This is a genomic window from Bradyrhizobium sp. BRP20 (genome assembly GCF_020194215.1).
Taxonomy (GTDB): domain Bacteria; phylum Pseudomonadota; class Alphaproteobacteria; order Rhizobiales; family Xanthobacteraceae; genus Bradyrhizobium; species Bradyrhizobium yuanmingense.
In genome coordinates, this window is the sequence record NZ_JADYVY010000021.1 from 86,684 (window position 1) to 100,374 (window position 13,691).

At 60.1% G+C, this 13,691-nt stretch carries 13 protein-coding genes and 1 pseudogene; 6 read left to right on the forward strand and 8 right to left on the reverse strand.

The features are described from left to right. Positions 1-21: 21 nt before the first annotated feature. The 6 genes from I6F33_RS32885 to I6F33_RS32910 are packed head-to-tail and all read right to left on the reverse strand — an operon-like array spanning position 22 to position 6,600. Positions 22-1,209 carry an acetyl-CoA C-acyltransferase gene (locus I6F33_RS32885; RefSeq protein WP_225145292.1) on the reverse strand — a complete coding sequence of 396 codons (1,188 nt, stop codon included), beginning with the start codon at positions 1,207-1,209 and terminating at the stop codon, positions 22-24. Positions 1,210-1,224: 15 nt separating this feature from the next. After that, positions 1,225-2,355, reverse strand: coding sequence for an acyl-CoA dehydrogenase family protein (locus tag I6F33_RS32890; protein WP_225145293.1), 1,131 nt, complete (start codon positions 2,353-2,355; stop codon positions 1,225-1,227). A gap of 22 nt (positions 2,356-2,377) precedes the next feature. Then, on the reverse strand, positions 2,378-3,559 hold the full coding sequence (locus I6F33_RS32895; RefSeq protein WP_225145294.1) for an acyl-CoA dehydrogenase family protein: 1,182 nt from the start codon (positions 3,557-3,559) through the stop codon (positions 2,378-2,380). Between the two features lie 12 nt (positions 3,560-3,571). Continuing rightward, a complete protein-coding gene (locus I6F33_RS32900; RefSeq protein WP_225145295.1) occupies positions 3,572-4,309 on the reverse strand; it encodes an SDR family oxidoreductase in 738 nt (245 codons plus the stop codon). Positions 4,310-4,352: 43 nt separating this feature from the next. Beyond that, positions 4,353-5,906, reverse strand: a complete 1,554-nt coding sequence (locus I6F33_RS32905; protein ID WP_346657220.1) for an AMP-binding protein — start codon at positions 5,904-5,906, stop codon at positions 4,353-4,355. Between the two features lie 55 nt (positions 5,907-5,961). Continuing rightward, on the reverse strand, positions 5,962-6,600 hold the full coding sequence (locus I6F33_RS32910; protein WP_225145296.1) for a 2-hydroxychromene-2-carboxylate isomerase: 639 nt from the start codon (positions 6,598-6,600) through the stop codon (positions 5,962-5,964). A 198-nt stretch (positions 6,601-6,798) separates the two neighbouring features. Between I6F33_RS32910 and I6F33_RS32915 the strand changes: the two genes are divergently transcribed. Further along, positions 6,799-7,311, forward strand: a complete 513-nt coding sequence (locus I6F33_RS32915; RefSeq protein ID WP_225145297.1) for a helix-turn-helix domain-containing protein — start codon at positions 6,799-6,801, stop codon at positions 7,309-7,311. A 222-nt stretch (positions 7,312-7,533) separates the two neighbouring features. Here the strand turns inward: I6F33_RS32915 and I6F33_RS32920 are convergent, their stop codons facing one another. Both I6F33_RS32920 and I6F33_RS32925 read right to left on the reverse strand, forming a co-directional pair. Further along, positions 7,534-7,800, reverse strand: coding sequence for a hypothetical protein (locus I6F33_RS32920; protein WP_225145298.1), 267 nt, complete (start codon positions 7,798-7,800; stop codon positions 7,534-7,536). A gap of 238 nt (positions 7,801-8,038) precedes the next feature. Further along, the gene (locus tag I6F33_RS32925) at positions 8,039-8,257 is read right to left on the reverse strand and encodes a hypothetical protein (protein ID WP_225145299.1); all 219 of its coding nucleotides are present in this window, start codon (positions 8,255-8,257) and stop codon (positions 8,039-8,041) included. Positions 8,258-8,582: 325 nt separating this feature from the next. Here I6F33_RS32925 and I6F33_RS32930 point away from each other — a divergent pair. The 5 genes and pseudogenes from I6F33_RS32930 to I6F33_RS32950 all read left to right on the forward strand — a co-directional run. After that, positions 8,583-8,816: pseudogene (locus I6F33_RS32930) on the forward strand (single-stranded DNA-binding protein); the annotation flags it as partial. Then, positions 8,813-9,442, forward strand: a complete 630-nt coding sequence (locus I6F33_RS32935) for a hypothetical protein (RefSeq protein ID WP_225145300.1) — start codon at positions 8,813-8,815, stop codon at positions 9,440-9,442. The pseudogene I6F33_RS32930 and the gene I6F33_RS32935, both read left to right, overlap by 4 nt. 190 nt (positions 9,443-9,632) lie before the next feature. Then, a complete protein-coding gene (locus I6F33_RS32940) occupies positions 9,633-9,992 on the forward strand; it encodes a VanZ family protein (protein WP_225145301.1) in 360 nt (119 codons plus the stop codon). 458 nt (positions 9,993-10,450) lie between these two features. Next, the gene (locus tag I6F33_RS32945) at positions 10,451-11,014 is read left to right on the forward strand and encodes a transglutaminase-like cysteine peptidase (protein ID WP_225145302.1); all 564 of its coding nucleotides are present in this window, start codon (positions 10,451-10,453) and stop codon (positions 11,012-11,014) included. A 514-nt stretch (positions 11,015-11,528) separates the two neighbouring features. Continuing rightward, positions 11,529-13,598, forward strand: a complete 2,070-nt coding sequence (locus I6F33_RS32950; RefSeq protein ID WP_225145303.1) for a carbohydrate-binding domain-containing protein — start codon at positions 11,529-11,531, stop codon at positions 13,596-13,598. Positions 13,599-13,691 lie beyond the last annotated feature (93 nt).

Genomic DNA, 13,691 nt, shown 5'->3' on the forward strand with positions numbered 1-13,691 from the left:
GAATGATCTCCCCTTTGCCGCTCAGTGGACGATTTCGAACAGACCGGCCGCGCCCATGCCGCCGCCGATACACATGGTCACCACGCCGTACTTCGCCTTGCGCCGACGACCCTCGATCAAGAGGTGCCCGGTGAGGCGCGAGCCGGTCATGCCATAGGGGTGACCGATCGCGATCGAGCCGCCATTGACGTTGAGCCTGTCCGGATCGATGCCGAGCTTGTCGCGGCAATAGATCACCTGCACCGCATAGGCTTCGTTCAGCTCCCAGAGATCGATATCGTCGATCTTCAGATTATGGCGCTTGAGCAGCCGCGGGATCGCGGCAACCGGGCCGACACCCATCTCGTCCGGCTCGACGCCGGCGGCGACGAAGCCGCGGAAGATGCCGAGCGGCTTCAGCCCCTTCCTGGCTGCGATCTTGTCGCTCATGATCACGCAGGCCGAAGCGCCGTCCGAGAGCTGACTGGCGTTGCCGGCGCTGATGGTCTTGCCCTCGAACACCGGCTTGATCCTGGCGAGAGCTTCGGCGGTGGTTTCCGGACGCGGGCCTTCGTCCTTGGTGAGCGTCACCTGCTCGAAGGTGACTTCCTTCGTGTCTTTGTTGAGCAGCGCCATTTTGGTCGTGAACGGCACGATCTCGTCGTCGAAACGGCCGGCCTGCAACGCAGCGCCGACGCGGCGCTGGCACTCGAGGCTGTATTCGTCCTGCTTGTCGCGACCGATCTGGTAACGCTCGGCGACGACCTCCGCCGTATCCAGCATCGACATGTACATTTCAGGCTTCATTGCCATCAGCTCGTCGTCGATGGCGTGGAACTTGTTCATGTGCTCGTTCTGCACGAGGCTGATCGACTCGATTCCGCCGCCAATCGCGACCTCGACCCCGTCGAGCATGACCGACCGTGCGGCCACCGCGATGGCCTGCAGGCCAGACGCGCATTGCCGGTCGATGGTGGTGCCGGCGACAGTGACCGGCAGGCCAGCGCGGATCGCGCCCTTGCGGGCCACGTTCATCACCATGGTGCCTTGCTGCATGGCGCAGCCCATCACGACGTCTTCGACCTCATCCGGTGCGATGCCCGCGCGCTTCACGGCTTCGGCCATCACATGCCCGGCCATGGTCGGGCCGTCCGTGTTGTTGAGCGCGCCGCGATAGGCCTTGCCGACGGCGGTCCTTGCGGTGGAAACGATGACTGCCTCAATCGTCATGCTGACCTCTTCTGTTTACGCGGCCGCGTCCAGCTGCGCGTAGCGCAGCACGTGGAACGCGGGATCGCCGAACTGGATGTTGATGGAGGAGATACGCTTGAAGTAGTGCCCGACGTTGAGCTCGTCGGTCATTCCCATCCCGCCATGAAGCTGCACCGCCTGATCAGCGACGAACTTGCCGGCATAGCCGATCTTCGATTTGGCGCCTGAGGCGAGCCGCGACAGGCCGGGATCACCGGCGGAAAGGTTGAGGCTGAGATGCTGCATCAGGGAGAGCGCCTCCTGATGGGCAATGAACATGTCGACCATGCGATGCTGCAGCACCTGGAATGAGCCGATGGTGGTGCCGAACTGCTTCCGGGTCTTCGAATAATCCAGTGTCGCGGCGTTCAGCTCGCCGATGGCGCCGACGGCTTCCGCGCAGAGCGCGCCGATGGCGCGGTCGCGACCGGCTTCCAGCAAGGCGACGCCGTCGCCTTCCCGCCCGATCAATTGCCCGCGCACCTCGCGCAAGCCAACCTCGGCGGCCCGGCGCCCGTCGATCGTCTTGAAGCTCTGGAGATCCAGTCCAGCGGCGCGCCGGTCGACCACGAACAGGCTGACGCCGCCGCGGTCACGGTCGTCGCCGGAGGTCCGTGCCGAGACGATGAGATAGTCGGCCCAGGGCGCCGCGATCACCATGGTCTTCGCGCCGGTCAGAACGTAGTCGCTCCCCTCGCGCCGCGCCCTTGTGGTCACCTTGGCAAGGTCGAAGCGAGATTCCTTCTCCGTCCAGGCCAGTGTCCAGATCTTGCTCCCGTCGATGATGCCCGGGATGAAGCCTTGCTTCTGCTCCGGCGTGCCGGCGTGCTCGATCAGGCCGCCGGCCAGCACCACCGTCTCGACGAAAGGCTCGACGACGAGGTGACGGCCGAACTCATGCATGATGATCATGGTTGCCAACGGGCCGCCGCCCAGGCCACCGGCGTCTTCCGGAAACGGCGCAGCGAGCAGTCCGAGTTCGGCGAAGGCGTCCCACTGCTTGCGGCTGAAGCCCTCTTCGCTCGCCACGATCTTGCGCCGCGCCTCGAAATCGTAGTGGTCGCGCAGCAGGCGCTGGACGCTGGATCGCAGCAATTCCTGCTCTTCCGTGAACTGAATATCCATCCGCTCCTCCCGATCCGTGTGGCTAGAGCCCGAGCACGGCTTTGGCGATGATGTTGCGCTGGATCTCGTTGGACCCGCCGTAGATGCTGAGCTTGCGCGAGTTGAGATATTTCTCCGACGCCGTGTGGCCGTAATCGGGACCCGGCATGAAATGGTTGGCGCTGGCCGGGTGCTCGCGGATGGCAAGCCCGTAATTTCCGATGGCGCGATGCGTGAGCTCGGTGATGTCCTGGAAGATCTCGGTGCCACGGATCTTGAACAGCGAGGCCGCCGGACCAGGATCGATGCCGCGCGCCATCTGTGCCACCACGCGAAGTTCAGTTGCCTCCAGCGCCAGCACGTCGAGCTCGACGCGGGCGATGTCGCGCAGAAATTCGAGATGCGCCGGATCGTCGGCCGGTATCTCGGCCTTTACGATCTGCTTCAGCTTGTTGATGTAGCGGGTGGAGCGGCCGATGCCGGCCATGCTGGTGCGCTCGTTGCCGAGCAGGAATTTGGCGTAAGTCCAGCCCTTGTTCTCCTCGCCGACCAGATTCTCGACCGGCACGCGGACATTTTCCAGGAAGACGTCGTTGACCTCGTGGCTGCCGTCGATCGTGATGATCGGCCGCACGGTGACGCCCGGGGACTTCATGTCGATCAGCAGGAAGGAGATGCCGGATTGCGGCTTCGCATTCGGATCGGTGCGCACAAGGCAGAAGATCCAGTCGGCATGCTGCGCCAGCGTGGTCCAGGTCTTGTGACCGTTCACGATGTAGTAGTCTCCCTCGCGCACCGCCTTTGTTCTAACCGTCGCAAGGTCCGAGCCGGAGCCCGGCTCCGAATAGCCCTGGCACCACCAATCCTCGCCGGACAGGATCCGCGGCAGGAATTTTGTCTTCTGCGCCTCGTTGCCGAAGGTGTAGATGACGGGTCCGACCATGGTGACGCTGAAAGCCAGCGGCGGAAGCGTCCCGGCCCGGGAGGTCTCCTGCTCGAAAATGAAGCGCTGTGTGATCGACCAGCCGGGTCCGCCATACTCCTTGGGCCACAGCGGCGCGATCCAGCCCTTCTTGTAGAGAATGCGATGCCAGAGCAGCGACTGTTCTTTGGTCAGATCGGTCTCGGGATTCGGAACGCGCATTTCCTCGGGATAATGATCCCTGATGAATGCACGAACCTCGTCGCGGAACGCAGCATCTTGCGGCGACAGTGCCAACTCCATCGAACCGGCTCCCTACCACTTCTCGCCGAACGGACGGATCTCGAGCTCAAATGTCCAGGCAGTCTTTGGCTGCTGGTAGAGCTGCCAGTAGGCGCCGGCGACGGCTGCCGGGGGCATCAAGAGGTCGGGATTGTCGAGCGCATTGGGGCCAAGCGCCTCGATGCGGCGCTGGCGCACCCATTCCGTATCGACGCCGGAGTCGATGATGAGATGCGCAACATGGATATTCTTCGGACCCAGCTCGCGCGCCATCGCCTGCGCGACCGCTCGAAGGCCAAACTTCGCGCTGGCGAAGGCGGCATAGCCGCTGCCGCCGCGGAGCGACGCCGTCGCGCCCGTGAAGAATATCTTGCCGCCGCCGCGAGCCGTCATCAGCCGCGCCGCCTCACGTCCCGCCAGGAAACCGGAATAGCAGGCCATCTCCCACACCTTGCGGAACACCCGCTCGGTGGTGTCGAGGATCGGGAAGTTAACGTTGGCACCGATGTTGAAGATGCAGACCTCGAGCGGCGCATGCTTGTCCGCGTCGTTCAGGAAGGAGATGATCTCCTCCTCCTTGCGGGCATCGAGCGAACGGGCGTGAATTTCGCCGCCCGCGGCTTCGATGTCCTTGACCAACGGCGCCAGCTTGTCACCGTTGCGGCGGCCGGCATAGATCGAAAATCCCTCGGCGGCGAATTTCTTGGCGATCTCGGCACCGATGTAGTCTCCTGCACCGATCACGGCTGCGGTCTCGTGTCTCTTTTGCATGCCTTTTCCTCCGTTCCGAGAGAGCTTCTTGTCAGGCAAGGCGTCAGCCAGGACTGCGCAGCGACTCAGCCAGTTTGTGCTTCAGGATCTTGCCGGTGGACGTCGCTGGCAGCGCGTCGATCAGGATGATTTCCGAGGGTCGCTTGTATGAGGTGAGTTGCGGAGCGATGTGGGCTAGCAGATCCTGCGCCGTCGCCTTCGAACCCTGGATGAGCTGGACGAAGGCGACAACTTCCTCATTGCCTTCGACCGGCCGGCCGACGACGGCACATTGCACCACCGACTCGTGCGTGCTCAGCACGGCCTCGATCTCAGCCGGGTAGACGTTGAATCCTGACCGGATGATCATCTCCTTGGTGCGCCCAACGATGTAGAGAACATCGCCTTCAAAGCGAGCCAGATCGCCGGTATTGAACCAGCCATCGGGATCGATCGCCTTCGCGGTCAGATCCGGTGCCCGATAATAGCCGCGCATCACGTTCGGCCCACGGACATGGAGTTCGCCGACCGCATCCCCCGCCACTGGTTTGCCGTCGCGGCCCACGAGCTTGGCCTCGAGGCCCGGCAGGACTGTCCCCACCGCATGATCCGCCCTGGGCGACTCGCTCCGCACGCCCGAGATGCCCGGTGAGCATTCCGTGATCCCGTAGCCATTCAGGAGCGGTAAGTCCAGCTCCTGCTCGACGCGCGACTTGAGTTCGAGGTCAAGCGGCGCGCCGGCGACCGCGATCAAGCGCAGGGCGCCGCGATCGAGCTTTGGCAGGCCGGCATTGCGGCGGTACTCCAACAGGCGTTGATAGGTCGCAGGCACGCCGTTGAGGATGGTGATGCCCTCCTCCGCCATCGCCTTCACCAGTGCTGCCGGATCGTATTTTGCGACCAGGCGCACCCTCGCGCCGACCATCAAGGTCATGGTGAGTAGCGAGACGCCCACGATGTGCGAGATCGGCAGCACGCAATATTGCACGTCAGCCGCGGTCATCCTGCGCCACGCGGCGGTGCCGCGCGCACTGAACAGGAGGTTGCGGTGGGTCAGCATTACGCCCTTGGGCGTGCCCGTGGTGCCAGAGGTGTAGATGAGAACTGCGACTTGTTTGGCGCCATCGGCTTCGACCGGCTCCGCCGCCGTGTCCGTGTTCAGGGCGGTCGCCCCGATATCGCGCAACGGCCCAAGCTCCTGCACCGGCGCATCGCACCGTGCAGCATGGGTAGCGGCTTCCTGCGACACTCCGGCAGTGAAAAACACCCGCCTTGCGCCGCTGTGATTCCGGATCTGGTCGACCTCGCGCGGGGACAGCCGCGGATTGACAACGATCGCCCAAGCATCGAGCAAGCTCGCGGCGAGCAGCAGACAAGCGAGCGGAATCGAATTCTCGCTGACGATCATCATGCGGTCGCCGGCGCGAATGCCAAGCGTCTGCAGCTTGTCAGCGGTGGCCTGAACCGCCGCATCAAGTTCACGATAGGTCAGCGTCGCCGTGTCGTCGACCAGTGCCACGCGATCCGGCGTTGCTGCGACGTGCGGCGCCATTACGTGATGGATCCGGCTCGGCAGACCGTCCACGCTCCCGATTGTCTCCTGGGTCAATGAGACCACGGCATCCTCCCTGAGAAACGGCTTTTTGCCTGTTAGTTTTGCCTTGATGTTATGATCACGCCGTCTTGCGCCGGGCGCTGGCGAGCTGCGCGAGGATTTCCTCTTCGACGTCGCGCAGACTGTTCTTGCCAAAATAGATTTCGTCGCCGACGAAGAAGGTCGGAGAGCCGAAGCTGCCGCGCTCCACGGCACGCGTGGTGTTCTCGATCAGCTTCTTTTTGACGTCATCCTGCTGGGCGCGCGCGATGATGCGGTCAATATCGAGACCAGAGGACAGGAACGCCGCGCGAAATACCTGCGGGTCGTCCATCTTCTTGGGCTCGACCCACATATGATGATAGGCGGCGCGGAAATAGGGCTCGAACAGGCCTTCAAATTCCGCCGCGACGACCCCGCGCATCAGGCTCAACGTGTTCACCGGAAAGAACGGGTTCGGCGTAAACTTCGTGATGCCGTGGCGGCGCAGGAAGCGCGCGGTCTCGAGCGCATTGTATTCCGGCTTGTTCTTGATCCCGCGCAGCGAATCCGCCGGAGACATGTTGCCCGTCGCCTTGTAGACGCCGCCAAGAAGGACCGGGACATAGTCGAACCTGATCCCGGTGCGCGTCTCGATATCCGGCAATGCGAGCTCGGCCAGATAAGCGTTGGGACTTCCGAAATCGAAGTGAAACTCGGCCTTCAGCGCAGCAGCCATGGAACGCTCTTCCCTTCGATACTGGCGGTTCGTTCGACTGCCGCCTCGTTCTGACCCGGCCCGAACCATAAGTTCTGTTATAGAACTGTCAATAATGATAGTCGTCATCCAATGCCGCTAAGAAAGGTATCTTATTGAAATCATATAAGTTCCGTTTTAGAATTTATTTTACGGCAGTCGGAAAAGTGGAGGAATTTGATGAAATGGGATGCACTTGAAGAGGAGCCGTGCTCCCTGGCCCGCACCGTCGCTGTGATCGGTGATCGTTGGAGTCTGCTCGTCCTTCGCGAGTGCTTTCTTCGCATCCGACGGTTCGACGACTTCCAGGCGTCGCTAGGGATTACCCGCCATCTGCTCGCCGACAGGCTGAAGAAGCTAGTGCGCTTCGGCGTGCTGCGGAAAATCCCTTATCAGGACGCACCAAAGCGTTACGAATACATCCTGACGCAGAAGGGCCTGGATCTGTACCCCATCATCATGTCGATCGTGCACTGGGGCAACGTGCACATGGTCGACTCGCGCGGACGGCCGATGCTGCACGAGCACAAGAGCTGCAAGAGGATGTTCGATCCCGTCATGGTTTGCTCTGAATGCGGCGAGCCGCTGGCCGCCAAGGCTGTGCATGTGCATCCAGGGCCAGGTGCACGGCAAGCTTCACCGGTTCATGCAAAAGCACAGCAGCGAACGAAGAGCGGTCGAGAGCGGGCTTGAGGCGCGGCATGGCCCCACATTGGCTTAGACGAGCGCGGTAGCCCCAGCGATTCGTGCGTGGCGAATTCACGATGCCGCCACGCTCCTTGCTCGATTGGCGCACGATTGAGCCAGATTGAAATCCTCATCGTTCGTGCGATTGACAGGACACGGGTTTCGACAGGCTCTTTAGACGCGAGGCCCCGACGTTCAGCGTCCAGCCGCCCGCGCGTCCCTTCTTTATCACATCTCTTGAAGCCAGCGCTTCAGCGCCCGCCGTTGTGCGGCCCGGATCGGTTTCTCATAGCGCTCCAATCCAGCAAGACGCTTCGCCAGCTTCGTACTCGGACATTCCATGAATGCAGTAAGCATGTCCTGGCGGGCTTGGCGGATGCGACCGAGCCACAGATTGGCTCGAACGAGATCATCCATGGCGAACGAGCTCTGATGCTCCGGGTAGCCTGCCGTGATTGTGCGCGCCAATGGGCTGGAGTTGACGTCGTCCTCCATGCCTAGACGCGACAGCCCATGTTGACGGGCATTGCGGCTCGATCGCGCTTTTCCGGCATCCGTTCTGGCCCGGTGCTTCGCTTGGCATTCAGCCGGTTCGCTTCCATTCTTTGTTCTGAAGTCATGCCGTCTGTCCTGACGTCCCCAGCGCAGTTGGTGCGAACGTGGTCTCGTACCCGGGGTTCTTGCGCTCTCGGTCAAAGCCCTCTCCGACTTGGCGCAACATCCGACTGCGGCTTTACTGGCCTAGCTGGCCGCGCAATGCGTCTCGTATTTCGAAGAGCTCGCGAAGTCTTTGGGCATTGTCAGATTGTGTCTCCTGCCATTCGATGCGATCCTCCGCGGTCCATAAGTGAGACTCGCGATTGAAGCGAGTTTTTTCTGCCTTATCAAATTCGATGTACTGTTCGATCTCACGCTCAACGTGATCTAGTTGCTCTTGGAGAGTTTGTGGCATCAGCCGCTCCCTTCGGCTTGCCTCCAGTCGGCGTCAAGCTTCGGCGCAATCGGCGCTGCGATCAATAGCTGTTCTCGCCGCACGGATATTGCGTACAACTATCTGAAAGTTGCTTGGATACGTAAGACGATGCTTGTGTCGACCCGATTGACCGCATCAGCCTCAGAGTCGAGCGGAGTCCCGAGTGGCGAGCGAGCGAGCGCAAGTTGGGTCCTCAAATGGGTTACCGCGCTCCATTGGCTTCGATCTGTGACTTATAGGAGGGCGCAGATTTGGCCGCAGCATGAGCAATAAGATTGCTGCAAAAAGGACTGGCATTCTCGTTCAGCCGCGGACCCTGGGACGCAAAGTCAGCGACGAGTTCACGGTGCCGCTTTGCCGATCGCATCATCGATCCTTGCACCGACACGGAGACGAAAGAGCCTGGTGGACCAACTTGCAAATTTCGCCGCTGCCGATTGCAAAGCAGCTTTGGGATGGCAGCGCCGTCCATCTGGCGAACGGAACAACAGGGGCTGCACCGCCTTCGCATCTACTATCGGAGGCACAAGGTCAATGAATGGTCCTGTCAGCCTACCTCAGCCGCAGTTTGCGGGCGCGCTACCGTCCGAGTTCGAGGCGCTCTGTCCTCCGCCGCAACTTCTGCCTGGGGAGAATATCGACCATTATCAAGCGATCCAGTCCGCAATCTTCCGCGACCTCAATCCCCGATCTGCCGTCGAATGGCTGCTCGCGATATACATCGCAGAACTTTCGTGGGAAATGCAGCGATATCGCATCCTGCGGCATAGGCTCTTGAGCACATACCGCCAGAAGGCTATCGAGATGACGCTTCGCCGCGTCGACCTCACCGGTATTGCGCCGGAATTCCAGGACGTCGCCGAACTCTATACCATCAATAACGCCCTGGATTGGCAACTAGACGGCGCTGCTGCGCTTGATATCGAAGCCCGCCTTCGATCGTACGGTTTCGATCAACACGCCATCAGTATGGAAGTGTACGTTCAAGCGCGGGAGATCCTCGTCCTGTTCGACTCGCTCCTGAACGGAGCACAACTTCGGCGCTTGATGTTGTTGAAGGAAAGCAGCAACATTCGACGTTCGAAACTGTCAAAGCTTTCCGATATTGGTGGGCGCACAAATCGGCCAGGCTACAACTACCTTTCTACGGAGAGGTCTTACTGACGAAGCCCCGCTAGGTTATTTCAATAAACGGCAGGACGGGATGATGAGCAGGAGCAGCAGGCTCTGCCGACCGACTGTGCTGCGATCTGCCTATCTTTTGATCGTCGAACAAGCTTGATAATCCTCACGACACAAGGCCAAATGTTCGCACCTCGGCTCATCCACCGATCTCGAACTCTAGAAAACAGACATGGCCAAACTGTATCTCGCGGCGGGATGGTTGGCTCTCGCCATCGTGATTTTTGTGACGCTCGCTCCCATTCACGATCGTCCCATGATTGCGCCCCCTCAGTTCGAGCGCTTTGCCGGATTCTTCGTCCTCGGTCTCGTGCTCGTGCTGGCCTACTCAAATCGCACTATCCTCATAACTCTGATCGTCGTCGGCAGCGCAGTTATCCTCGAGGCCTTGCAGCTGCTGACTGCTGATAGGCATGGTGACCTCATGGATGGGCTGGTCAAAGTGGCTGGAGGTGTCTGCGGGATCTCGGTCATCACTCTCGCGCGCGTCGGTATCACTCAGGCAATGACTAAGATCGTATCACGCGGGTGACCGGCTCGGCTCCACGTCTGCTCCTAGCGACCGCTACAAGCTCAGGCGGCGCGAATAACAAGGCTAGCCCGTCATGGACGATCTCTGGCTGATCGCAGCTATGTTGTCGCTCGGCTTGAGAGCCGGGTGCATTCTGCGGGTCCAACAGCCACCGCGATGGCACCGCAAATTGGGCCGGCGGCTGCTCGAAACGACGCTGGCGCCCTCAGTGTACTAAGCAATTCTCTGGACAGCGAAGCCAATTTTTCAGGTGGAAGTCTGTCCCGTTTCTCTGGAGCGGTGATTGCGTCCTTGCGACCACGTTCGCGCGCCAGCGCCGCGTTGTTGGTTAGGCAAACAGCTGCGGCAGCGACGCTTCAAGGCTAGGCATCAGTTGCCCCATAATTGATATAGCGTTCCCATTTTTGCGCCTGCAATATGGAGCGATGGTGTAGTCGTTTCTGTCAGGCACCCAAGTGATGATCCGATATGCTGCAAGCACACTTGCCATAATGTATTGGATTTGCGGCCAACCGGCCTATTGCGGTTTTGAACAGCAAGTCGCCGCTCCCCTTTCGTTCGCGCTGTTCTGCGTCCGATATCCCCAAGATTGCCAGCAACATGGCGATCTGCGCATCACAGATTTCCGTTCTCGTAGTCAGCGATGGCGACAGCTCAACCAGATCAATTCCATGGTCAATTTCAGCATTATGCCGAAGGCGTTAGCGGCAAGCCGGAATGACCATGACTGGCAGATCTTTCCCAGCGAGGGAAACTGCGCGGACTATGCTGTCACAAAGCGCCATCTCCTGCTGCGAGCTGGTTGGCCGAGTTCGTCTCTTCTCCTTGCGGAGGTTGGCATTCGGGCAACCGGAGAAAACCACCTGGTTCTGCTTGTCCGAGAAGGCAGAGCTATTTTGGTTCTCGACAATCTGAGTACGGCCATTCTCAACGTCAACGAAGCTTCCGACCAATACGCTTCCCTGCGCATACAATCGCGTCACGACCCGCAACTCTGGACGCGTAGGCTTACCGTATCGTAAGTCCGTGGAATGGCCGAGAGTCGACGAGACCTGGTCCATGCGCGCCTTGGTCCGAAGTCATGGCGGGTTGGCTTATGACGCGCTATCAGCCGACCGCAGCTGACTGGCTCGGCCCAAGCCCACTGCTCTGCGTCTGTTGTGCTTCAAGAGAATTGACGCAGTACCGCGTGGTCAGCGTCCGCGCCGGGGCGATCGCCTAAAATTGGTGCAGGGATGCGCTTCCGTCACCATGCACTTCCAGGCTTAACGGGCGTATAGTCGAGAGGGATCGCGGTGATCCGGTCCATTAAGTGCTCTCGAAGGGCGTGCGGTATGTCAGGCCTCACATGCCGACACTAACGATCCGATTCGTGTGAACTGTGTACTGACGCAAGTTTGATACTCGGAGCCGTCGAACGATCAACGCATCGCGATCAAGTCTCTCGCACCTTTCACCGCAGCAACTTCGAAGCATTCGTTTCTCGCGCAGATATTTCGTTCGTACCGCTCAGGGCTTTACTCGCGGAGATTTTCGATGATCGATCTTAGCGGCTACAAGCTGACGTTCGACGATGAATTCAATTCCAGGAGCATTTCACTTACTGGCGCCGGCACGAAATGGGCGGACACCAGAGCCGAATGGCGGGGCGATGCGGCGTCCGACGTTGGCTTCGGCACCAGCTCATTCGTCGACCCCAGCTCGGGATACGATCCTTTCTCCGTTTCCCAAGGAGCGCTTACGATTACCGCTGTTCCGGATCGTACTCCATTCGGAGTTCCGGGAAGTTGGGAGTCCGGACTGATAACAACCCAGGGAAATTTCTCGCAACAGTACGGCTACTTCGAGATGCGGGCAGAGCTCTCGTCCTTACCGGGTGCTTGGGATGCATTTTGGCTGCTGCCCGTGAAAACTCTTCCTGACCCGAACGGGCTCGGGCGGTGGCAAGAACTCGATGTGGTTGAGCACTATGGCGTCTGGAGCAAAGGGGTATACAGCACCATTCACACAACCGACCGAATGCTGAATGAAAACTGGCAGACGCAGCTCCAGGTCTACAGCGAATTGCCAAATCCTGGTGGCTATCATACCTATGGCGTGAATTGGCAGAATGAGCAGATCAGTTTCTATATCGATGGGGAGCTGGTTGGGAGTCGCGCAACGCCGAGCGACATGCATCAACCAATGTACCTTCTGGCGAATCTGGCTACGCAAGAGCCCGCAAGCCTCGCGCAGGTACCTATCACCATTAAGATCGATTACATCCGCGTTTATTCTGCCGACCCGTCGGCCACAGCCGTTTCTCTAGAGCCAGTCTCGTCTCCCGCAGGTGATGATCCCGGGACCTACGGTGCTGTGACTGCGTCGAGCACACCCCAAGCAACGCCGACATCAACATCGATCGGCGCCGGTCCCGATCGACTCGTCTTCAAGATCAGCGAAGATGCCTATCTTGGAGACGCGCTCTACACCATCTCAGTCGATGGCAACCAGGTCGGCGGGACATTGACGGCCCATGCATCGCATGTGGCCGGTCAGTCCGACACCATTGCCGTGCACGGGGATTGGGGACCCGGCGATCACACCGTGCTGGTTCACTTCCTTAACGACCGCTGGGATGGCACCCCGAATACCGACCGTAATCTTTACGTGGACTCCGTCAGCTTCAACGGAGCGAACCTTCCGCAAGGCGCCATCGGAAACGTACTCGGACAGACCTTCAGCTTCCATGATGCTGCATCGGCCGACACGACCACGCCGGTGATAACGCCCCCACCGCCGACAAATTCAACCGGTACGCCTTCACAACCACAAAACGGCTCATCACTATCGATCGGTGCCGGTCCGGATCAACTCATCTTCAAGATCAGCGAAGATGCCTATCTTGGAGACGCGCTCTACACCATCTCGGTCGATGGCAACCAGATCGGCGGGACATTGACGGCCCATGCATCGCATGCGGCCGGTCAATCCGACACCATTGCCGTGCACGGGGATTGGGGATCCGGCGATCACACTGTCCTGGTTCACTTCCTTAACGACCGCTGGGATGGCACCCGGGATACCGACCGCAATCTTTACGTGGACTCCGTCAGCTTCAACGGAGCGAACCTTCCACAAGGTGCCATCGGAAACGCGCTCGGACAGACCTTCAGCTTCCATGATGCTGCATCGGCCGACACGACCACGCCGGTGATAACGCCCCCACCGCCGACAAATTCAACCGGTACGCCTCCACAAACACAAAACGGCTCATCAACATCGATCGGCGCCGGTCCGGATCAACTCGTGTTCAAGATCAGCGAAGATGCCTATCTTGGAGACGCGCTCTACACCATCTCGGTCGATGGCAACCAGGTCGGCGGGACATTGACGGCCCATGCATCGCATGCGGCAAGTCAATCCGAGACTATTGCCGTGCACGGCGATTGGGGACCCGGCGATCACACTGTCCTGGTCCACCTTCTCAACGACCGCTGGGACGGCACCCCCGAAACTGACCGCAATCTTTACGTGGACTCCGTCAGCTTCAACGGAACGAACCTGCCGCCGGGCGCGATCGGAAACGTGCTCGGCCAACTCTTCAGCTTCCATGATCTAGTTTGATAGAAGGGTGGAACCGATAGCTCGGCACGTGGCGGCAACCGGTCCGACGGCCTAAACAGCGGCATCGAGAAGGACCGCCACCGGGCCACTAGC

Bases quoted from the DNA above. Each gene is read 5' to 3' on its own strand.
- I6F33_RS32945 (WP_225145302.1), top strand. From the start codon at position 10,451: ATGATCCGATATGCTGCAAGCACACTTGCCATAATGTATTGGATTTGC.
- I6F33_RS32890 (WP_225145293.1), bottom strand. From the start codon at position 2,355: ATGGATATTCAGTTCACGGAAGAGCAGGAATTGCTGCGATCCAGCGTC.
- I6F33_RS32895 (WP_225145294.1), bottom strand. From the start codon at position 3,559: ATGGAGTTGGCACTGTCGCCGCAAGATGCTGCGTTCCGCGACGAGGTT.
- I6F33_RS32950 (WP_225145303.1), top strand. From the start codon at position 11,529: ATGATCGATCTTAGCGGCTACAAGCTGACGTTCGACGATGAATTCAAT.
- I6F33_RS32910 (WP_225145296.1), bottom strand. From the start codon at position 6,600: ATGGCTGCTGCGCTGAAGGCCGAGTTTCACTTCGATTTCGGAAGTCCC.
- I6F33_RS32900 (WP_225145295.1), bottom strand. From the start codon at position 4,309: ATGCAAAAGAGACACGAGACCGCAGCCGTGATCGGTGCAGGAGACTAC.
- I6F33_RS32940 (WP_225145301.1), top strand. From the start codon at position 9,633: ATGGCCAAACTGTATCTCGCGGCGGGATGGTTGGCTCTCGCCATCGTG.
- I6F33_RS32935 (WP_225145300.1), top strand. From the start codon at position 8,813: ATGAATGGTCCTGTCAGCCTACCTCAGCCGCAGTTTGCGGGCGCGCTA.
- I6F33_RS32920 (WP_225145298.1), bottom strand. From the start codon at position 7,800: ATGGAGGACGACGTCAACTCCAGCCCATTGGCGCGCACAATCACGGCA.
- I6F33_RS32885 (WP_225145292.1), bottom strand. From the start codon at position 1,209: ATGACGATTGAGGCAGTCATCGTTTCCACCGCAAGGACCGCCGTCGGC.
- I6F33_RS32925 (WP_225145299.1), bottom strand. From the start codon at position 8,257: ATGCCACAAACTCTCCAAGAGCAACTAGATCACGTTGAGCGTGAGATC.
- I6F33_RS32915 (WP_225145297.1), top strand. From the start codon at position 6,799: ATGAAATGGGATGCACTTGAAGAGGAGCCGTGCTCCCTGGCCCGCACC.